Genomic DNA, 21,181 nt, shown 5'->3' on the forward strand with positions numbered 1-21,181 from the left:
GGCTGGAAAATTTTGCTAACATCCGGGATTGCTCGGCCTTTCAGGGCTGAGCTGAAGGATGTTCAGATAAGGTAATCATTGGTCAACGTGGCAACGAATGTTGATGCAGCTTCTGAAATGAGTAGTTTGAAGCTGTGTTTGGATCAGGCTCAATTGTCATACCGCGACGCGTCTCTGAAGTCACGTCGTGAGATTGTGATTTTAAAACGCCTGATCATCAGAATGGCTGTCGCCTGTCGGGGACTGGATGCCGATCTGGATAAGCAGCTGGAAACACTCCGCGCCGATCTGGAGCAGAACAAAGACATCAGCAAGATTGTGCCGCATCTCGCGCAAGTCGAACGCCTGTTACTTCGGCAACCTCCGACAGATAGCACGATGACACGTCTGTCCGATCTGATCCGACAGAGCTCAGAAAGTCTGAAACGCATTCCCGCCCTTCCGGTTCAGCTCAAACGTGATCTTCATGATTTGCTTGCCCACTCTCCCAAGAGCATCAATCAGAGCCATTGTCAGATCACAGAACTGTTCAGTCTGTATGATCGCGCACTGAAATTACTGACGGTGCCTGTGAGTGTTGATCGCACATCCAGAGCCCGTAACGATGATCTGCTCCGGAAGCTCTGCAGCGAACTTCAGCAACTCATCACAGAGCTGGATGCAGAAGGAGAAGCCGGGGCGCAACTCATGGCCATCCGACATCAGCTACTTGAAAGCGTTGAGCCGCTCATGCTGGTTGAGCATGCTCTGGATGTATTGCGGCTGGCAATGGATAATTTTGTTCATGAACGGCGTTATTCCCAGAAGTTTCTGGATGTCCTCAGCGGCGAGCTCGCAGCGCTGGAACAAACCACCCGACAAGCAAGCGAGCAAGGACAAACACTCAGTCAGCACCGCAGTGAATTAACGACTGAACTGAGCCAGTTGTCGGATCGCTTTCATTTCGGGCTGGCACAGCATGCCAATCTGGAACAGTGGCGTAGCACTGCCCAACAACTGGATATCTCTCTCAAACAGCTGGTTGAGCGACAGCGTGCACTGGAGAGCCGTGATTTAACGCTGGTCGAGCAACTTCAGTACCATCAGAGCCGGGCGGAGCAACTCTATCAGCAAACCCGGGATCAGCATCGTCAGATCGAAGATCTCCAGCGCCGGATTTTTCTCGACCCGCTCACCCGCGTCTATAACCGGGCCGCCTTTCAGGATCGGCTTGAGCATGAGTATCGCCGCTGGATCCGTTATCAGCATCCCTTGTGCCTTGCCGTCTTGAATCTGGACCATTTTGACGATCTCAATGAGCGCTATGGATTTGTCGCCGGGGATAAAGTCCTGAAAATTATTGCGCGAACCCTGAGACAGCATCTGCGGGATACTGATTTTGTTGCACGAGTTCAAAATGATGAGTTCATGCTGATTTTGCCGGATGTGCATGAAACGGAGCGTCAGCGTCGCCTGACGGAAATCCGGGAAGCCATCAGCCAGCTCCCTTTCCGCTTCCGCGACAAAAATGTCACCGTCACAGCCTCTGTCGGCGCAACGCTGTTTGATGACAGTGATCATCCAAGCACGGTCATTGAACGCAGTCAGAAAGCTCTCAGTAGCGCGAAGCATGCCGGACGCAACCATCTGATCTGGATCGCTTAGCAACTGATTCCACACTCAACACCGACCAAATCAAAAGTCTAACCTACTGCTACACAACTGCTTTTTTTTATCTCGTCCCTAGTCAAACCCCCATTGCCTGTGTATGTTGAATAATACGGGCAAGCAATAATGCCCGGCCTTTTCACCTGCCATCCCGGCCCTTGATGGGATTCGGGCAGAGGAAAAGCGCTGACATGCAGGTCATTGGTTACCTGCATTTATCTCCAGGGAGGTAAGCATGATTACACATATCAGTCCGGTTGGTGCCATGACTCTGCTGTCGCAACTGGAAGTCGACAGCCTGAAAGCCACAGCGGCCAGCGATCTGTACCGCTTATACCGCAATTGTTCTCTGGCCGTACTGAACTCGGGCAGTAACAGTGACGATTCCAGCGCCCTGCTGGAAAAGAACAAAACTTTTGATATCAATGTCCTGCGCAGAGAACGGGGCATCAAACTCGAACTCAAAGATCCCCCCGAACATGCCTTCGTCGATGGAAAGATCATCCGCGGGATCCAGGAACACCTGTTCTCAGTGTTAAGGGATATTATCTATGTGAACGTTCACGTACAGCAGCGCAACGATCTCAATCTGACCAGTGCGCCGCACATCACGAATTTTATATTCAGTATTCTTCGTAACGCCCAGACCGTTCGCTCACGCGAAGACCCGAATATCGTGGTGTGCTGGGGCGGCCATTCCATTAATCCAGAAGAGTATCAGTACACCCGGGATGTCGGCCATCAGCTGGGACTGCGTGAAATGAACATCTGTACGGGATGTGGTCCGGGTGCGATGGAAGGTCCGATGAAAGGGGCTGCAATCGGTCACGCTCAGCAGCGCTATGGTAAAAGCCGGTTCATCGGGCTGACTGAGCCCTCTATCATTGCGGCTGAACCCCCCAATCCAATTGTGAATGAGCTGGTGATCATGCCCGACATCGAAAAACGGCTGGAAGCTTTTGTCCGGGTCGGCCACGGAATCATTATTTTCCCCGGTGGCGCAGGTACTGCAGAAGAACTGCTGTATATCATCGGGATTCTGATGCATCCGGAAAATCAGGATCAGCCTTTACCTGTGGTCCTCACCGGGCCAAAGAGCAGTGAACCGTATTTCAGAACACTGGACAGTTTCATTCGCGATACGCTGGGTGAAGAAGCAACCAAACGGTATGAAATCATCATTGATGATCCGGCCAGAGTCGCGCGCATTATGAAAGCGGCGATGCCGAGCACCAAAGAATACCGGCAGGAAACCGGCGATGCCTATTGCTACAACTGGTCGCTGAAAATTCCGCCGGAATTTCAGTTACCATTCGAGCCCACGCATGATGCGATGAGCAGCCTGGACCTTCATTACAATCAGCGACCGGAGCAACTGGCAGCCAATCTTCGCCGGGCCTTCTCGGGCATCGTCGCCGGGAATGTGAAAGAAGAAGGCATTCGGGAAATTGAACGCAAGGGGCCATTCCTGATCAACGGCGATCCATCTCTCATGAAACGCATGGATAAGTTGCTGAAAAGTTTCGTCGCTCAGCAGCGCATGAAACTGCCGGGCAGCGAGTATATTCCCTGCTACCGCATCCTCACCCACCCCGACATGGTGAAATAATTTGCAATGACACGTAGAATACAGGGCCAATTGGTCCTGTATTCTGCGTTGAAAGCTATGTCTATTCACCTTGTCGTCATCGATGCCCTCAATTTAATCCGCCGCGTGCATGCTGCCCAGCCGGATGAAACAGAGATTACCAATACCAGTAAGGTCTGCTGTCAGGCACTGAGCAAAATCATTGCGATGAGCAAGCCCACACATATTGTTGCGGTATTTGACCATCAGGGTGAGGACCGGGCTGGCGGGCCGAACTGCTGCCCAATTACAAAGAAGGCCGGAAACCCATGCCTGAAGCTTTGCAGGCCGGTATGGAACAAATTCAGGATGACTTCATGACCCTGGGTGTGGACTCTTTGCTTTCTGATGGCGACGAAGCCGATGATCTGATTGCCACACTGGCCCTCAAAGTCGCGGAGCACGGAGGCCAGGTGACCATTGTTTCGACCGACAAAGGCTATTGCCAGTTGTTACGACCAACGGTGATGATCCGGGATTACTTCCAGCAACGCTGGCTGGACAGCCCCTTTATTGAAAAAGAATTTGGCGTGCGACCGGAGCAACTCCCGGATTACTGGGGATTGGCAGGAATCAGTTCCAGCAAGATTCCGGGCGTACCGGGTATTGGTCCGAAAGCGGCATGCGAGCTGCTGAGTATGTTTCCGGATCTGGAGCGTATTTTGTCGGCAGAAGAACTGCCGGAGAAATGGCGGAAGAAAATCGAACCCGCGAAAGCCAGTGCCATTGCCAGCAAAGCCGTTGCCCGGCTGAAAACCAATCTGGAGCTGGGATTTAATCTGCAGGACATCCGATATCAGGTAGCGGGATAAACCCCGCCACCTGTCTCCGGAATCATGACTGCGGGCTGCGGTTGTCCAGCGCCTGAATATGAACCGTAATTTCTTCACGGTCATGGTACAGATGCTTGGCCTGCAGACGGAATTTCAGACCATTCTGGATCAGAAAGACTTTCAGGTTTTCAATATCCTGCAGCACTTCATCATAACGGCCTTTCATCGGCAGCTTCAGGTTGAAAATCGTTTCCTTGGCCCAGCCTTTAATCAGCCACTGTCCCATCAGGTGAGCGACCCGCGCAGGTTTCTCGACCATATCGCAGATCAGCCAGGTCACATTTTTACGCGGTGGCTCAAACTTAAAGCCGTCAGCCATGTGGTGTTTCACCTGTCCGGTATCCATCAGGCTCTGCGCCATCTGGCCGTTATCCACGGCATGAACAAACATAGAGCGTTTCACTAACTGATAGGTCCAGCCGCCCGGGCAGGCCCCTAAATCCACGCCCCACATGCCAGAGGCCAGTCGCTCATCCCACTCTTCTCGCGGAATAAAGACATGAAAGGCTTCTTCCAGTTTCAGGGTTGAACGGCTTGGCGCATCCGCCGGGAACTTCAGGCGCGGGATCCCCATAAAGAACTGCGAGTTGTTGTTGCTGTATGAGTAACCCATCAAACAATGGCCCGGCGCCGTGAAGCACAAATGCAGCACTGGCTTTTTCGGGTTGTCTTTCTGATACAGGACACCGGTTTTACGCATCGCCTGACGCAGCGGCACAGTAAACTTACGGCAGAACTTCAGCAGCTCTTTGGCTTCATTGGTATCCGGGGTCTCGACCCGTAGATCACCGCAGCGCGGTAAATCTTCCGCCACGGCAAGAATCGGACTGATCCTGTCCTCTGCCGGCAAATCTTCCAGATGCGCCGTCACCGCCAGCATCTGGCGTGCAAAAATCAGCTGTGAAAATGGCTGTAACTGAATAAATTTGTCCGCATCGCCAGGCTGGTAAAACTCAAACAGCACGTAGCCAGTATTTTTTCTGGCGCGCGGAAAGCCGAACAGTTCCAGTGCATTGGCTTTATCCTGCACTTCACCGGCACATTCATTTTCAAAGCCCTGACGGCAGTACAACAAAACCTGATTCACCACGAGTCCTCATTGAGAGCGCCAGGCAGCCACTGCAAGTGACAGCCAGGCAAGAATAAAACACAGTCCCCCCAGTGGTGTTACGGGACCAAACCACTTGATGCCTGTTAACGCCAGTGCATAAAGGCTACCGCTGAACAAACAAATGCCCGCAGCAAATAACAGGGCCGCGTATGATAGCGCTTTTGCAGAAAAATTGCGTGCCCAAATCCCGCACCCGAACAGCGCGAGGCTGTGCCAGAGCTGATAATCGACGCCGGTTTTAAAAACATCCAGTAAATTCGGACTCAGCTGTCCTTTCAGGCCATGAGCAGCAAAGGCTCCCAGACCAACACCGATAGCACCGCTGACAGCGGCAAAAAGAATCATGCTGCGGCTTTGCATTCAATCTATCCTTTTGTTTTTAAACTGGTGAAACACACTGATTGATAAAATCTGCCAGTAACGCAACAGCCAGCTGTCGGTTCCCGGCTTCCGTATGACCGGATGCTTTACGCGGTTTGAAGCTGTGATCGCCATCCGGCACAAAGGCCAGACGCACGGTATCAGCATAGGTCCAGCCTTCCACCTCGCTTCGGGTACCAAAAGTGTCCCGTTCCCCCTGCAGAATCAACGTCGGAACCGCAATCGTCTTCAGATGATCCCCCCGGAAATTCTCCGGTTTACCCGGTGGATGAAACGGAAAGCCCAGACAGGCAACGCCTTGCACCCATGCCTGACAATTGCTGACCTCTGGTGCGCTCTCCGCTTCATCGGTGACCAGCAAACTCGCCATCCGCCCGCCCATCGATTTGCCGCCAATCACCAGCGGGCCTTCTTCTGCAAACCGCATCAGATGACGCTGGAAATCCAGCAGCAATTTTGGCTGACGATCCGGCGGACGCTTTTTACCGTCCTCCCGACGTTGAACCATATAAGGGAAATCGAAACGCACCACGCGGATCCCTTTAGCCGTTAACCCTTGGGCAATTGCCGTCATAAATTCATGATCCATGCCGGCACCCGCACCATGTGCAAACAAGAACGTAGCGTCAAACTGGCCATTTTCCGGTGTATCAATACGGTATTCCACGCGCTTTCTCAACCTGTTGTATTGCGAGAGACTGCGACAGGCAAGTCGCAGCAGTCCCTGTCTAAGATTGGACAATATCTTAACACTTTCGCGGAATGAACATCCAAAATTGCCCGCCAGTCCGGCACTTATTGCAGCAAAATGACGTGATACTGGCTGTGCGGATCACTCAGATCCCGGCTGTTCACCGCAAACAGCTGCTGAAAATTAAACCAGGAAGCGTCGTGCATTCCCATCAGCACTGTCGTCACATCATAATCGGCCTGCAGACTTTTCAGCTGCAATTCACAGCTGTGAGCTTTACAGCGCACCTGCTCTGGCACCAGCACTCCCGATGGCGCATGCAGCAGAAGAAAATCCAGAACCTGCTGAGATTTAACGATGGCCTCTGCCCCGCCATCATCCTCAAGTTCAAACGTCTGATAGGCATCGGTAAAGGATTTCCGGCGGGTCTGATGTTTCTGAATTTCCTCACGGATCAGACGTGCATAGGGTGTCTCCGCCGCATTTGCCTCGTCAGTCCCAAGCGTCTCAGCGCTCCCCGTCCCTGTGTGCGACACGGCTGCCGAATCGGCCTGCACCGGCTCCCTGAATACCGGTGAAGATTGCGACATCGGGGGTGCTGAGGCAGAAAGCGTTGTCTCCGGGCCGCCCTTATTTTGCGTAGACTGAGATGCCGAACCATTCCGGGCTGCCATTTCCGTTGTCGTGATCGGCCGGTCAGCCTGCGCTGAAGGCTCTCCAGCCAGTCCCAACGGATTGAGCCAGTCCCCCAGAAAAAGACCCACGCCAGCGCCGGACAAAAACAGAAGTAAACCGCCCCGAAGAGGTGCATATCGCATCAGAGTTCTCCTTGAGAAAAAGCCCTCAAGCTACAGGAGACAATGAACCTGATGTGATCAGAAAAGGCGAATGCTCGGAAGAATTGAGTGGTGAGAGAAAATTATCCGTGCACTACAGCGAGGATAACATCAGGATGTGTGAGCGCCAGCACAGGTGGGAGTGGGCAAACGGAGGCCTCAGTGCCTGGAAAGACACTGAGACTCAGGCTTAAGCCATTTCTTCAACCGGCATCTCTGGCTGGCGCAGTGGGCCGTCTTCCTGCTCTTTGCGGGCTTTTTCCAGAACCCAGTCGCGGAAAATCTGAATACGGCCGGTTTCGGCCTGCTTTTCCTGGCACACCAGATAAAAAGCATTCTTGCTCATCAGCACCTCTTCAAACGGACTGACCAGGCGGCCGGCCTCCAGCTCAGGTTGTGCCAGCACATTATTTGCCAGCGCGATTCCCTGACTGTGGATCGCAGCCTGCAGCACCATGGTGGAATGGCTGAAAATCGGGCCCTGATTGACATTGGTGCCGGGAATCTCAAATTCACGGACGTAATTCTTCCACTCTTTCCGGGAACTGTCATGCAACAGGGTGTGATACTGCAGATCATGCAAACTGTCGAGGGGTTTCGGCCCGGTCAGCAGCATGGGGGAACAAACCGGGACAAGAAATTCCTGATACAACTTATCGCAACGTAACCCCGGCCAGTTGCCACGCCCGTAATAGATGGCCACATCCACATCATCCGTCAGTGAGCCTTCATCTAAATCAACCGCTTTAATTCTGACATCAACATCCGGATGTAACTGATTGAAATCGGACAACCGCGGAACCAGCCACTGGATCGCAAAACTCGGAGATAAACTAATGGTCAGTGCACCTTTTGAACCGCGTTCCAAAACTTTATCAGTCGCATCCGAAATCGCACTGAAGATATCTTTCAGATCAAGAAAATAGCTTTGCCCTTCTTCCGTCAGCAATAAAGAGCGGTTCCGGCGACGAAATAATTTCAGGCCCAGAAATTCCTCCAGCGCCTTGATCTGATGGCTCACAGCAGCCTGAGTCACAAAGAGTTCTTCTGCAGCGCGGGTAAAGCTCAGGTGGCGGGCGGCGGCCTCGAATACTTTCAGAGAATTAAGGGGTGGAAGTCGTCTCGACATAATGTCCTGCCATACTGGTTGCATTAGTTTTTTTTATCCAGGTCATTATAATTTGTCGATTGTCCCAGTACCACAGAAACCCTAAGATTGGCGCCGCAATCTCAGGATAAACTGTGTAATTGAGGCCTAGGTCCTCCTTTCTGGTGTCTGTTCCAGAGATTGCATGTTGTGTTTGCATATTGCCCGGCCTCTGCTGGGCGGGTAGCCGGAGTGCTACCAATTTACTTCCTGTTTTTTGACCTGTCTGTCAAAACTTTTTGATGGCACTGCGCCCCAACGCGGTGCCATTTTTTTATAAATTCTCCCCTTCTGTGCTTGCCTCTGTGACGGATAATAAGGAAGATCCCCCCATCCACCAGAACATGAGCCCAGTATGACCACCCCATTTGATATTCAGGCGATCCGTTCGCAATTTCCGGCCTTGGTTGATGCAGCACACCCCATCACTTTTCTGGACAGTGCTGCCACCACACAAAAGCCATTGGCGATGATTCAGTCTCTTGACAGTTTTTACCGTCAGCACAGTGCCAATGTTCACCGGGGCAGCCATCAGCTCACTGCCAGCCTGACCCAACGATTCGAACAGGCACGCGACACGGTCAGAGATTTGCTGAATGCCCGGGATCGAAAAGAAATCATCTGGACACGCGGTGCAACAGAGGCCCTGAATCTGGTTGCCCAATCCTGGGCACGCAGTACCTTGCAACCCGGCGATGAGATTCTGGTCAGCGAACTGGAACACCACGCCAATATCGTGCCCTGGCAGATAGTCGCGGAGCAGACCGGCGCCGTCGTGGTCAAAATTCCCATGACATCAGACTGTACGCTGGATATGGACGCCTTCCATCAGCGTCTGACCGCAAAAACACGGATTGTCGCGGTTGCCCACATAACCAATGTCACCGGCACCCGGAACCCGATTGAAACCATCATTGCTGCGGCGCATGCCCGTGGGGCGATCGCTGTCATTGATGGTGCGCAGGGAATCGTGCATGAAACCGTGGATGTTCAGGCGCTGGATGCCGATTTCTATGTCTTTTCCGGCCACAAGCTCTTTGGCCCCTCAGGCATCGGAGTGCTCTATGGCAAACAGGCCCTGCTTGAAGCCATGCCCCCCTGGCACGGCGGCGGCAAAATGGTCGAAAAAGTTTCCTTTGAAGGCACCCAGTACACCGGATTACCGGGCAAGTTTGAGGCTGGCACACCGAATATCGCCAGCACCATCGCGCTGGCAGAAAGCATTCACTGGCTAAACGGCATCGACCGTCAGGGTGCCGAGCGACATATCCACGCACTCCGCCAGAAAGCACTGGATGGGATCAAAGACATCGACGGCCTGAGAATCATCGGCCTGCAGCCAGAGGCCAGCCTGTTTTCCTTTGTGGTGGACGGTATTCATCATCATGATATCGCCACTCTGCTGGATGAACAGGGCGTAACGCTGCGCGCCGGGAATCACTGCGCCCACCCAATGCTGGATGCACTGGGACTGACCGGCACTTTGCGGGTCTCTCTGGCTCTCTATAATACCGAAGAAGATATTGAGCGCTTCGTGGCTGCGCTGCACAAAGCCTGTGATTTGTTGTAAAAAAGAGAAAGATCATGACCTCAGTTTCGTTCCCTTCTCACCCGTTTGGCAGCTCGATTTCTGCTGAAGACATTCAGGAAAAAATGGTTCAGGCCAACAGTTGGGAAGACAAATACCGGCTGGTTATTCAGTGGGGAAAACAGTTACCTGCCCTGCCGGATGCACTCAAGCAGGATAAAGTGAAAGTCAGTGGCTGTGAAAGTCAGGTCTGGCTGGTACAGCGTTGTGAAGCCGGGGTGTACCATTTTGCCGCGGATTCTGATGCCCGGATTGTCAAAGGCCTGATCTGTCTGGTGCTGGCCGCCTACGAAGGCAAAACGGCAGCACAGATTCAGCAGTTCGACATGGAAGCTTACTTTGAACGTTTAGGCTTACTGGGACACCTGAGCCCGTCACGCAGTAACGGACTCAAGGCGATTATTGAAGCGATTCAAACCTTCGCCAGTCGATAGTTCCCGACCCGGCGAAGGGGATGATTACTGGCGGTGTTTTTCAATCAGTTTTTGCAGAATGCGGGAAGCGGCCACAAAACCAAAGGTGGCCGTCACCATGGTCGCAGCCCCGAATCCGGTCGCACAATCCATCCGTTTCGGCCCTTCTGCAGTCGCTTTCGCTTCGCAGACGCTGCCATCGGCCTGCGGGTATTTGAGTTGTTCGGTTGAGAACACGCAGTCAATGCCAAACTTCCGGGCCGGATTTTTACTGAAGTTGTAAAAACGACGCAGCATATTGCGGATTTTCGCCGCCAGCGGATCCTGAATCGTCTTCGCCAGATCTGCAATCTGAATCTGGGTCGGATCGACCTGCCCACCGGCACCGCCTGTTGTCACCACTTTAATTTTGTGGCGCTTGCAGTAGGCCAGCAGTGCAGCTTTCGGCTTCACACTGTCGATAGCATCCAGCACGTAGTCAAACTGCGGACCGATATATTCGGGAATATTCTCCGGTGTGATGAAATCATCAATCAGATTGACGCGGCAGTCCGGGTTGATCAGCGCAATGCGCTCGGCCATGACCTCAATCTTGCTGCGCCCGACCGTGCCGGACATGGCATGGATCTGACGGTTAATATTCGTGACACAGACATCGTCCATATCGATTAAAGTCAATTCACCAACGCCGGAGCGGGCCAGCGCCTCTGCAGCCCAGGAACCGACGCCGCCGATGCCAATCACACAGACATGCGCAGCTCTCAGGATTTCCACTTCCTGATGACCATACAAGCGGCGGGTGCCGCCAAAACGTTGGTTATAGTGATCGGATGCCGGGGTATCGAGTTGTCGCATATCGGTCTGTCTGTGTTGAGAATGAGCGCGTTTTTATACGCGCTCTCCTGTCAGTTGTCCAGTCCCTGAGCTTGAGTCTTAGCCCCCTGGACGGGCGTCTCCCGGAAGCGCATCTTTCCCTGAACAGGCGTCGCAACCGTTGTGCTGGCAGCAGCCCGCGCTTCCGTCAGTGCTTCATCGGTCTGCGGCGTCAGCCCCAGCTTCCACACCCGGCCAAAATGCTTGTAGTGCCCGGCATCGATGCCTGCCTGTGCGCCCATGCCATGGTAAAGATCCAGATGATTTCGCTTCACGGCACCGCCGGTATCCAGCGCCATCAGCAAGGTCAACACATGCTTACCATTCCAGTTGCCTTCCGCGTCCAGCTGCGGCACTTCGGCCAGCAACACGCTGCCCATGGGCAGGAAGTCGCGATCCGCAGCAACCGAAGCCATCGGCAGCAATGGAATTCCGGCAGTGCCCAGCACATCCAAATCATCACGCGGACTGAAGAAGACATAAGACGGGTTCTGCTCGAGCAATTCACGAACCGTGGCATCATCTTGCTGCGCCACCCATTCTGCGATTGCTTTCAGCGACATTTTCTCCCGCGGCACTTCCCCGCGTTCAATCAGAATCCGGCCAATACTCACATAAGGATGGCCGTTTTTGCCACCGTAAGCAAAGTACTGCAACTGGTCATTATCTTCGAAATGCACAAATCCACTGCCCTGAACTTCCATCATGAAGACATCCAGTTTAGAGGCGGAGAAGCCCAGCTCCAGTCCTTGGCCGGCCAAAGCACCACCGTAGATCTCGGCCCGGGTCGGACATTGCTTTCCACACTCCGGCATCGCATACACCGGATATTGAAAGGTCTCGTCTCTTTCGTGGCGCAGTTCGATGACCGGTGAGAAATAGCCGGTAAACATGACGTTGCCGTAACTGTCTCCACCGCCCATCTGTGCAGTCGTCAGCCCGAACTGCGACAACAGCGTCGGATCCCCGCCGGCTTCAGCCCAGTTTGTTACCTGCTGATACAAATTTTGATAACGCAGCATCATCGAAGGAGACCGGCTCAGTACTTTTTCAGCCTGTGCTTCAAACCGGGTGTAATCCCTGGGTTTATCCGATACCACCGTTTCGACGGGATTCAGGACTTGGTCAAACTCACCATCCAGATATTGCTGGCCCCGGTCCACAGGTCGGGCACAAGCCACCAGCCCCAGTACACAGGAGGCAAGCGTCAGTTTTTGAATCAGGGAAAATTGTTGAAACACAGATCAGCCTTCATGATATTAACAAAAAACAAAAGATTATCCTGCGATAAACCAGAACAATATCCGGACGCAGGAAAAAGTCATCGTCATACCAATCAAAGTAAGTCAGTGATCAGAAATAGCGCAGGAAAAATGTTTGAGAACAAGGCAGATTTTTTCGATCAGTCGTGATTCTACAATCAAAAAATCTAACGCAGTGATCAAGCATTTGAACAAGCTAGGATGACCCGTTATTTACTGCGATTGGTATAAGCCCAAGATACGCGAGCCGACTTCAACGCACAATCTTAGGGCTTTTTATCATAACCAATGTCAAAGTCTTGTTTTGATTGTCACGAAAGTTTAATAATAAGCACTGATTGTCATATAACTGTCACAGTCTGTCGGTTTAATAAAAACGTCACACAAACGACATCATTCAGTCTGGTAACCTATACTTTCGGGTTACGGACAACCATTTCGATCAGCAATGCGAGCACCTTTTATAGTGATTTTCTCAGGATGAGGCACAGACTGGCTGCAAGATAATCATGGAATAGGCAGTCAATCGTACGAGTGAATCGCTTTGGAACGTGACGTCTCAGGAAGGACTGGCATGAACAAGCAATTTAAAATTGGAAAAGAAACCTTACTCAATCCAAACGCTGTTGAATATCAGTGGATCAGAAATCTGGACAGCGACGGCAACTCAACACAGCAAATCAACACTGTGATTCAGCGCTGTCTGGGCGGCAGTCCCCAGACAGCAGATACATTCAGAAAAGTGGCACTGAACAAAATCCCTGTTCATCAGCTGTTTGCCCGGCTAAAAGAAGAAGAGTAACCGGCAAAAGTTGATGGATCAGGACCCTTGTTTCAATGACTGATCAAGGGTCTGTGTGGCACTTTGTTTGAGCTCAGGATTTACTCTGGCCGCCTGGCGGGAAAACGTTGACACATAGTGCGCGGGTTTCTGGCGAATGAATTGCCCTTCTTCGAACGTATACTGATACGTTTCACCGCCCATCTGATAACTCAGACGGCTACCGTCCCAATCATAAGTGGTGCTGATCAGACGCCCGGAAACATAAACGCCATTCTGACGCACTTCGAACTTGTCCGCAGCGTAAGGCGCAACATCCTGTTCCACCCAGATGCCAAAAATACTGGGCTCAGGCGAGGGTGTAAACAATTCACCTTTTGCCGCACCCACCGCAAGAAAACCACTCAGCGCCAGACCCGTCCCAAGAATGGTCAGCATAGTGGCGGTTTGCCATTTCGTGTATTTATTAAATGCCATGAGCAGCATCACTCACTATCCCCACGTCCTACAACTATACGCTTATCGGGCGTCCACAGAATCTGCCGACTAAGTACAGAATGTCAGAACGGGATCTCGACTCAATAAATAAAAATCTGCCAGACTCACCCGAATGCGCTTCACACTTGCCGAGTAGTGTATAAACAGGCAATATGCTGACATATTTAATCATCAGGGTTGATGAACCCGAATCACGGAAAACAGAGTGAAATTCAGAAGTACAGCCTTGGTCAAAGGCTTTCGCCAATCCGCACCTTATGTGAATGCACACCGGGGAAAAACGCTGGTGATCATGCTCGGTGGCGAAGCCATTGCGGATCAGAACTTTCGAAGTATTGTGAATGATATCGCCCTGCTGAATTGCCTGGGGTTGCGCATCGTTCTGGTGTATGGTGCCCGCCCGCAAATCTCTCAGTTACTGGAACTCCACGGCTATGGGACGCCTTACCATAAAGGCGTTCGTATCACCGATGAGCGAGCACTGGAAATTGCCAAGCAAGCCGCAGGACAACTGCATCTGGACATTACAGCCCGGTTTTCCATGGGCCTGAACAATACTCCCATGGCCGGTTCGCAAATCAATGTGGTCAGCGGCAACTTTGTGGTCGCACAGCCGCTGGGCGTTGATGATGGCATTGATTACTGCCACAGCGGCCGGATCCGAAGAATTGATGTGGAGGGCATCCGGCGCCAGCTGGATCAGCACAGTGTCGTGTTGCTGGGCCCCATTGCCAGTTCAGTGACCGGTGAGTGTTTCAACCTGACTTCTGAAGAAGTCGCCACTCAGGTCGCCATTCGGCTGGAAGCCGATAAGCTGATTGGTTTCTGCTCGCACCAAGGGGTGCGGAATGAAGACAATGAGATTGTGTCTGAGATGCTGCCCGTTGAGGCAGAAGCCGTTCTGCAGCGCCTGACAGCGCAGAAAAAGTCCGATTCCGGTACAGCCCGTTTCCTGCGGGGAGCCATCACCGCCTGCCGCGCCGGTGTGCCCCGGAGCCACCTGATCAGCTATAAAGATGATGGCGCGCTGATTCAGGAGCTCTTTTCTTTTGACGGCATCGGCACGCAAGTTGTCATGGCGAGTGCTGAAAAAGTTCGCGGTGCCCACATTGACGATATCGGCGGCATTCTGGCCCTGATCCGTCCGCTGGAACAGGAAGGAATTCTGGTCCGGCGTTCCCGTGAACAACTGGAGCAAGAGATCAAACTCTTCACCGTGATCGAGCGGGACGGCCTGATCATCGGGTGCGCCGCCATGTATCCCTTCCCGGAAGAACACATGGGGGAAATGGCCTGCGTCGCGGTCCATCCGGATTACCGGGATGGCGATCGGGGAGCGATGCTGCTGAACCGGATCCGGCATCAGGCGCGTTCTCAGGGGCTCAGACAACTCTTTGTCCTGACCACACGCAGTCTGCACTGGTTCCGGGAGCATGGTTTTATTGAGATTGATGTGTCTGAATTACCGATGGCGAAACAGGCACTCTATAACCTGCAACGCCGTTCGAAAATTCTGACCCTGACGCTATAAGGGTTGTCGGTCCGGTCATACTCCCTGCAACAGCGCAACGCCAGCCCGCTTCGGCTGGCGTTTGTTTACGCCTGACTTAACCCGGCTTCCAGACCACTGGCCCGCTGAATGCAGCGCTGAATACCACGCTGGATAATATCGGGCTGTGCATAGAGATAGAGCCGGGATTTCGCCCGCGTCACACCGGTATAGATCAGCTCCCGGGTGAGAATCGGACTGAAATCCGGCGGCAGAATCATCAAGGTTTCCGCGAACTCAGAACCCTGAGATTTGTGAATCGTCATCGCGTACACCAATTCATGCTCGGGCAAACGGCTGGGCAGAAAACTCCGGATACTGCCATCTGGCATATCGAAATAGACCCGTAACGCTGGTCGTCCCCGCACATCCTTCCCTCCGGCCGGGTCCGGCATCGCAATCCCGATATCCCCGTTATACAGGCCGAGACCATGATCGTTTCGGGTGATCATCACCGGACGTCCGACGTACCAGGTTTCTTCTCCCGGCGCGATCAGGCCATCTCTGACCAACTGACGCTCAATACGCTGATTCAGCCCTTTCACGCCAAAGTCCCCTTCCCGTAAGGCACATAGCAGCCGCACATTTGCGAACGCCTGCAGGACCTCCGCTGGCGGCTGCCCCTTTTCAATCGCTTCCAGATACGCGCGATAGAACACCGACATCTGTTTGATCAGGCGCTGATAATGTTCCGCACTCAGCGGATACTGATGGATATCGGTAAAGCCCTGTTGCCAGACTGCAGCCAAGCGGTCGGGTTGCCCGCTGTTGATTGCCTTCGCCAGTTGTCCGATCCCGGAGAGCGCATGAAAACGGTAACTCTTTTGCAGTACACACAAACAGTCAGCCACCGGGCTGGGCGCAGTCGCCTGTCCGGCTGAGAGTGCGTACCCTGTCATCTCGCTCAGTTGCCGGGCCTGTGCCAGGCTGTAACCCTGCCGGGCAAACGCACAGATATCTCCCAGCACCGCGCCAGCTTCCACCGAGGCCAGCTGATCTTTATCGCCCAGCAGGATCAGCTTGGTCTGCGGAGGCAGCGCTTCCAGCAATCGGGCCATCATCGGCAGATCCACCATGGAGGCTTCATCCACCACCAGCACATCTGCGTGCAGCGGGTTCCCGGCATGATGACGAAAAGCCGCGCGACCCGGAATCGCGCCCAGCAGGCGGTGTAAGGTACTGGCCTGTGTCGGGATCTCGGCCTGAACCGCGGGAGACACCGGCAGCGACTGGACCGCTTTACCAATGGATTCTGTCAGCCGGGCGGCTGCTTTTCCGGTCGGCGCAACCAGAACGATATGCGGCACCAGCGCTGGATCGATATGCTCAGCGTCAGGCTGATGCTGCACCACCAGTGCAGCCAGCAGTTTGGCAACTGTGGTGGTTTTACCGGTTCCGGGTCCGCCGGAAATCACCGCAAACTGACGGCTCAGTGCAGTGGCAGCCGCGACTTTCTGCCAGTTCAGACAAACCGCATCCGGGATCAGGCCCGCCAGCGGCGCCAGATCAGAAAATCGCTGGGCGCTGCTCAGCACCTGGTCAATCGCAGGCCAGTCGAGCGCATCCGGGGCAACGATATCCAGCTGATCACACACCAGTGTTCGCCGCTGCGACGGTGTATCGGCCGCCGTTTTTCTCAGCGCTGCCAAGGCCTGAAACAAAGCCACATCATTGCGGCAGAAAAGTTCGTTGAGGATCCCGATCTGCTGCACCGCTTCCGCAGCGGCCCCCCCCTGCCCGGCAGACGCCAGCAAACGCATCGCAACCGTCTGTTCATCCTGCCAGTACCGATGCAGATAAAGCCGGTCTTCCCTGAGCACCAACGGCGTCGGCTCCGAACCATCAGACACCGCTACCGAACGGTTCAGCGCCTCGGGCCAGAGTTCAGGCTGATGCCAGACTTCCGGCAACAGAGACAGCAATGGTGCAGCATTCGCCTGAGACAGCCCGAGCAAGGGGCCTTTCTGCGCCGACAGGGGCAAACAGACATGGCCGCGTCCCAGCTCCTGGCTGACCCAAACGGCAGCCAGTGCCAGCAAGGGCATCGTGTCCTGTGTTTCCTGTCCGTCCACAGAGTCACAGATAAACTTGGCAAACTGAACGTCCAGCGCGCGAAGCACTCCCCGTTGCACCAGCCCATCAAGTGCGCTCAGCATGCCGGCAGATTCAGTGAGCGGATTTGTCATCAGCAGGGTCATCAGGCGGTTTCTCCCGTCTTCATTTTTCCGTCGATCAGCATTTCCAGTTCCGTCAGCAGCGCCAGACTCGGGCGGGCGTGAAAAATACCGCTGTTATCTTCACTGCGCACCCCGCGCAGAAACAGGTAATATACGCCGCCAAAATGCTGTTCATAATCATAATTTGCCTGACGGCTTTTCAGGAAGCGGTGCAGCGCGAGTGCATACAACTGATACTGAAGATCGTATCTGTGCTCACGCATCGCCGTATTCAGTGCTTCACCGCGGTAGTCATCGTGGCTGTCGCCCAGCCAGTTCGATTTCCAGTCCAGCACGTAGTATTTTCCCTGATGCTCAAACACCAGATCGATAAAGCCTTTCAGCATGCCACTGACCGTTGCAAAGCCCAGCTCCCCGGCTTTGGCCGACAGAGTGTCGTGCCGGGCCAGTGTTTTATTCAGTAATGCAGACGAGAGCAATTGAATCGGCAGCATGAATTCCATTTCAACCAGACGCTGTGCCGGTGTCAGCGCAGACAAGCGAAGGTGTTCGCCATCCAGCGCACAGTTCAGCACCTGAGCCAGCAGTTCCTGTAAGACCGGCAACCAGTCGGCGTCGTAGTTTTCCTGTCGCAGCAGTTCGAGAATCACCGCTTGAGTGGCCTCGCTGTCCGGGGCTTCGGTAAATTCAATCTGCTCAAACAGGGTGTGCAGGAAAGTGCCGGGACGCGCCCCTTTCGGGAAAGTAAAAATGCTGCGCGCCGGTTCGCTGTACTCTTGCTCGCCTTCATCCTCCCGCTGACTGTCCTGCGCTGAATCCGTATCAAACCCCGGCAGTTCACTGGTGGCATCCAGCGCCGTATGCCCCTGTTTCACCAGAGATGAATAGCTGGTGATCCACCAGCGATGTTCGACCGGATGTTCAAAAACAGATGCCACCGGGTCGGGCTGTTCGTCCGCCACCGGCTCCCAGAGATGCTCTGGCCGTGCCGGGGGTTCAGCGACACAGATATCCTCACTTTCCGCCAGTTGATTGAGTGCAGCGGCCAGTTCTGCCAGACCGCCCTGCTGCCCGTTCTGAACCAGGTGACCAATGGCAGACAGATGCAGGCCGGTCGGCTCTTTGGTGCTGCGACCATTGCGCAGCGGTGCCATGCCGACATAACAACCATAAACCGCACGGGTCAGTGCCACATAAATCAAACGTAAATCTTCTGCCAGCCGCTCCTGTTCCGCCAGTGCCAGACTAGCTTCCGCACCGCTGACATCCAGCACGGCCTGCTGTGATTCCGCATCATGAAACAGGGCCGTTTCGGTACTGCGGTAACTGCAGACAAAAGGCAGGAACACCAGATCGTATTCCAACCCTTTGGATTTATGGATGGTGACGATTTGCACCAGATTGCTGTCGGATTCCAACCGAAGCTGCTGTTCATCACTGTTGCCATTGGGCGTTTCAATGTGTTCTGCCAGCCAGCGGATCAGGGCCTGATCACTGTCCAGGGTCTGGCTGGCCTGTTGCAGCAGTTCGCCGAGGTGCAGCACATCGGTCAGCCTGCGCTCACCGCCGTTTTCTCCCAGCAGCCGCTCGGCAATCTGACGCCGGGTCAGCACATGACGCAGCATCGGCAGCACCCCTCGCCGCAGCCACAAGGTCCGGTAATCCCGGAATTCTGCAATCCAGCGTTCCCACTCATCTTCTTCATTGTTCAGCCGGTCCAATTGCCGGGCACTGAGCGCAAACAAAGGCGTCGCTACCGCAGCACGCAATGTGCTTTCCTGCTCCGGGTGCTGCACGGCGATCAGCAGACGAAACAGATCTGTCGCTTCCTGGCTGGCAAACACACTGTCACGATTCGACAAATAAACACTCGGGATGCCTTGCGCGGCCAGTGCCTCACGCACCCGCGCTGCTTCTGCGCTGGTCCGGACCAGTACGGCAATATCTCCGGCAGCGACCGGATGAGCCGTTTCGCCGTTCACCAGCATTGCATCGCCTTGCGCAGCCTGCGTCAGAATTGTCTGGATCTGCGCTGCGGTTGCCTCTGCCATCACAGACAGATAATCGCCTTTGCTGACGGGTGCATCCGCTGACTGATGCCAGAAACAGAGCGCGGGTTGCCGCTCACCATGCAGCAGCCAGTGACGCCCGGCGGCTTTAGGACTGGGCTGAACCGGCAAAAATGCAATGTCGCTGTCGTACACAAAGGGGCTGTCGGGCCGCTCAAACACCCGGTTGGCTGCCGCAACCATGCCTGCGGTCGAGCGCCAGTTGGTTCCCAGTGTGTAATGCGCGCTGACCTGCCGCCGGGCGCGGATATAAGTGAAAATATCCGCCCCCCGGAAAGCATAAATCGCCTGTTTGGGATCCCCGATCATGAAGAGCCCGGAACAGGATGCCGCCGGAGCCTCAGGCTCAGCCGGTGGCATATAGACCGTGCTGAAAATCTGATACTGCAAGGGATCCGTATCCTGAAACTCATCAATCATGGCGACCGGATACAAATGTCGAATCCGGGCTGCCAGTGCTCCCTGACCGGATTCAGCATCGGTTTGCAGCGCTGCGGCAAGCTGAGTCAGCAGATCATCAAACGACAACCAGCCCTTGCGTTTTTTCGCCTCGGTCAGCAATTCCCGGCAAGCCTGGATCGCATGGGCCAGCACGGGTTCCCGCACACTGGGCGGTGATGCCAGCAGATCGTGAATCGCAGTAAAAACCGGATGCTCAGGCAGCACGCCTTTGGGCGTTTTCTCAGCCAGTACCGTCTGATCAAACTTTTCCAGCGCTTTCGGCAGGCTGTAGTCCATCGTCGGCTGTACCGCCCACTGCCCAACCTCATCCAGCGCTTTCGGCAGGCTGATTTTGGTATAACTGCGCTTGTTCACCCCTGAGTTCTGGATCAGATCAAGAAAATCTGCAGCATGGGTCTGCCAGCCTTGCTTCACGGCTTCAATCCGTTGCAGGTTCTGCTGATGCAGCTGTGCCAGATCGCCCGACAAAGGGGGCGCCTTTAATGTGACTGGAGCGCCAGATAAAAAGGGATTAATTTCTTTCAGCAGCGCATCAGGCGCTGGCCAGCAGCGGCGGATTTCATTGGCCAGTTCACGGGTTAACGGATAAAAATTTCGCCGCCAGTAGTCTGCCGCGACCTGTGCCCGCAACTGGCTTTCTTCCGTGATGAATTCGTTGGTGAACAGACTGCCGGACTCAAATGCATTCTGAGTCAGCATCCGCTGACAAAAGCCGTGAATGGTGAAAATCGCCGCTTCATCCATCTGACGTTCGGCCTGTAATAAAATCGCCGCTGATCGGGCATGATCCGGCAGATCAGCCAGTAAGTGATTCAGAACGGGATCATCACTCGCCCCCCGGCTGAATGCCAGACGAGCCTCGTGGATCCGGCGGCGGATCCGATCCCGCAACTCCGCGGTGGCCGCTTCAGTAAACGTCACCACCAGAATCTGATCCACGGTGAGCGGATGCGGAAAAGCGGCGTCATGCTGGCCATGCCCCAGCAGTAAACGCAGATACAGACTGGCGATGGTAAATGTTTTTCCTGTGCCCGCAGAGGCTTCAATTAAGCGTGTCCCGTGCAGCGGAAAATGCATCGGCTCCAGCGGCTGAGGTACGATTACCGGATTTTCTGTCATTGGGGTCGCTGTCATTTCGTCAACCTGTCTCTGAACTTGCCCGCTACGCTCGTCAAATGGACTCGTTGTAAAGCCATACCATGTCGACCTGACCAGCATAAATGTTGGAATTCATGT

The 21,181-nt window shown here is 54.1% G+C and carries 15 protein-coding genes and 2 pseudogenes; 7 read left to right on the forward strand and 10 right to left on the reverse strand.

The features are described from left to right. Positions 1-87 precede the first annotated feature (87 nt). The 3 genes and pseudogenes from KDD30_RS12485 (at position 88) to xni (ending at position 4,086) form a co-directional block, all read left to right on the forward strand. Positions 88-1,644, forward strand: a complete 1,557-nt coding sequence (locus tag KDD30_RS12485) for a diguanylate cyclase domain-containing protein (RefSeq protein WP_371826044.1) — start codon at positions 88-90, stop codon at positions 1,642-1,644. Positions 1,645-1,882: 238 nt separating this feature from the next. Continuing rightward, positions 1,883-3,256, forward strand: coding sequence for a nucleotide 5'-monophosphate nucleosidase PpnN (gene ppnN, locus KDD30_RS12490; RefSeq protein WP_211646160.1), 1,374 nt, complete (start codon positions 1,883-1,885; stop codon positions 3,254-3,256). Between the two features lie 57 nt (positions 3,257-3,313). Further along, positions 3,314-4,086, forward strand: a pseudogene (gene xni / locus KDD30_RS12495) (flap endonuclease Xni). A 22-nt stretch (positions 4,087-4,108) separates the two neighbouring features. Here xni and rlmM read toward each other — a convergent pair. The 5 genes from rlmM to KDD30_RS12520 all read right to left on the reverse strand — a co-directional run bounded on the left by rlmM (position 4,109) and on the right by KDD30_RS12520 (position 8,255). Continuing rightward, positions 4,109-5,194, reverse strand: a complete 1,086-nt coding sequence (rlmM, locus tag KDD30_RS12500) for a 23S rRNA (cytidine(2498)-2'-O)-methyltransferase RlmM (protein WP_211646161.1) — start codon at positions 5,192-5,194, stop codon at positions 4,109-4,111. Positions 5,195-5,203: 9 nt separating this feature from the next. Beyond that, positions 5,204-5,578, reverse strand: coding sequence for a DUF423 domain-containing protein (locus KDD30_RS12505; RefSeq protein WP_211646162.1), 375 nt, complete (start codon positions 5,576-5,578; stop codon positions 5,204-5,206). A gap of 19 nt (positions 5,579-5,597) precedes the next feature. After that, entirely contained in the window at positions 5,598-6,266 is a 669-nt protein-coding gene (locus KDD30_RS12510; protein WP_211646163.1) for an alpha/beta family hydrolase, read from the reverse strand. A 128-nt stretch (positions 6,267-6,394) separates the two neighbouring features. Further along, positions 6,395-7,108 carry a hypothetical protein gene (locus KDD30_RS12515; RefSeq protein ID WP_211646164.1) on the reverse strand — a complete coding sequence of 238 codons (714 nt, stop codon included), beginning with the start codon at positions 7,106-7,108 and terminating at the stop codon, positions 6,395-6,397. Positions 7,109-7,316: 208 nt separating this feature from the next. Next, positions 7,317-8,255, reverse strand: a complete 939-nt coding sequence (locus KDD30_RS12520) for a transcriptional regulator GcvA (RefSeq protein ID WP_211646165.1) — start codon at positions 8,253-8,255, stop codon at positions 7,317-7,319. Between the two features lie 373 nt (positions 8,256-8,628). Between KDD30_RS12520 and csdA the strand changes: the two genes are divergently transcribed. Together csdA and csdE are read left to right on the forward strand one after the other, a co-directional pair. Then, positions 8,629-9,843, forward strand: coding sequence for a cysteine desulfurase CsdA (gene csdA, locus KDD30_RS12525; RefSeq protein ID WP_211646166.1), 1,215 nt, complete (start codon positions 8,629-8,631; stop codon positions 9,841-9,843). A gap of 14 nt (positions 9,844-9,857) precedes the next feature. After that, positions 9,858-10,295 carry a cysteine desulfurase sulfur acceptor subunit CsdE gene (csdE, locus tag KDD30_RS12530; protein WP_211646167.1) on the forward strand — a complete coding sequence of 146 codons (438 nt, stop codon included), beginning with the start codon at positions 9,858-9,860 and terminating at the stop codon, positions 10,293-10,295. Between the two features lie 24 nt (positions 10,296-10,319). On the opposite strand, the gene tcdA is transcribed toward csdE, so the two are convergent. Together tcdA and mltA are read right to left on the reverse strand one after the other, a co-directional pair. Further along, positions 10,320-11,129, reverse strand: a complete 810-nt coding sequence (tcdA, locus tag KDD30_RS12535) for a tRNA cyclic N6-threonylcarbamoyladenosine(37) synthase TcdA (RefSeq protein WP_211646168.1) — start codon at positions 11,127-11,129, stop codon at positions 10,320-10,322. A gap of 170 nt (positions 11,130-11,299) precedes the next feature. After that, positions 11,300-12,358, reverse strand: a pseudogene (mltA, locus tag KDD30_RS12540) (murein transglycosylase A); the annotation flags it as partial. Between the two features lie 625 nt (positions 12,359-12,983). Here mltA and KDD30_RS12545 point away from each other — a divergent pair. Beyond that, on the forward strand, positions 12,984-13,211 hold the full coding sequence (locus KDD30_RS12545; protein WP_211646169.1) for a hypothetical protein: 228 nt from the start codon (positions 12,984-12,986) through the stop codon (positions 13,209-13,211). 18 nt (positions 13,212-13,229) lie between these two features. Here the strand turns inward: KDD30_RS12545 and KDD30_RS12550 are convergent, their stop codons facing one another. After that, complete coding sequence (locus tag KDD30_RS12550; protein WP_211646170.1) at positions 13,230-13,667, reverse strand: DUF2850 domain-containing protein; 438 nt, start codon at positions 13,665-13,667, stop codon at positions 13,230-13,232. 226 nt (positions 13,668-13,893) lie between these two features. Between KDD30_RS12550 and argA the strand changes: the two genes are divergently transcribed. Further along, positions 13,894-15,219 carry an amino-acid N-acetyltransferase gene (gene argA / locus KDD30_RS12555; RefSeq protein ID WP_211646171.1) on the forward strand — a complete coding sequence of 442 codons (1,326 nt, stop codon included), beginning with the start codon at positions 13,894-13,896 and terminating at the stop codon, positions 15,217-15,219. A 65-nt stretch (positions 15,220-15,284) separates the two neighbouring features. Here argA and recD read toward each other — a convergent pair whose 3' ends face one another. Both recD and recB read right to left on the reverse strand, forming a co-directional pair. After that, positions 15,285-17,393, reverse strand: a complete 2,109-nt coding sequence (gene recD / locus KDD30_RS12560; protein WP_211649920.1) for an exodeoxyribonuclease V subunit alpha — start codon at positions 17,391-17,393, stop codon at positions 15,285-15,287. A 41-nt stretch (positions 17,394-17,434) separates the two neighbouring features. Beyond that, a complete protein-coding gene (gene recB, locus KDD30_RS12565) occupies positions 17,435-21,079 on the reverse strand; it encodes an exodeoxyribonuclease V subunit beta (RefSeq protein WP_249199139.1) in 3,645 nt (1,214 codons plus the stop codon). Positions 21,080-21,181: the final 102 nt, after the last annotated feature.

It is taken from the genome of Photobacterium sp. GJ3 (genome assembly GCF_018199995.1).
Classification (GTDB): domain Bacteria; phylum Pseudomonadota; class Gammaproteobacteria; order Enterobacterales; family Vibrionaceae; genus Photobacterium.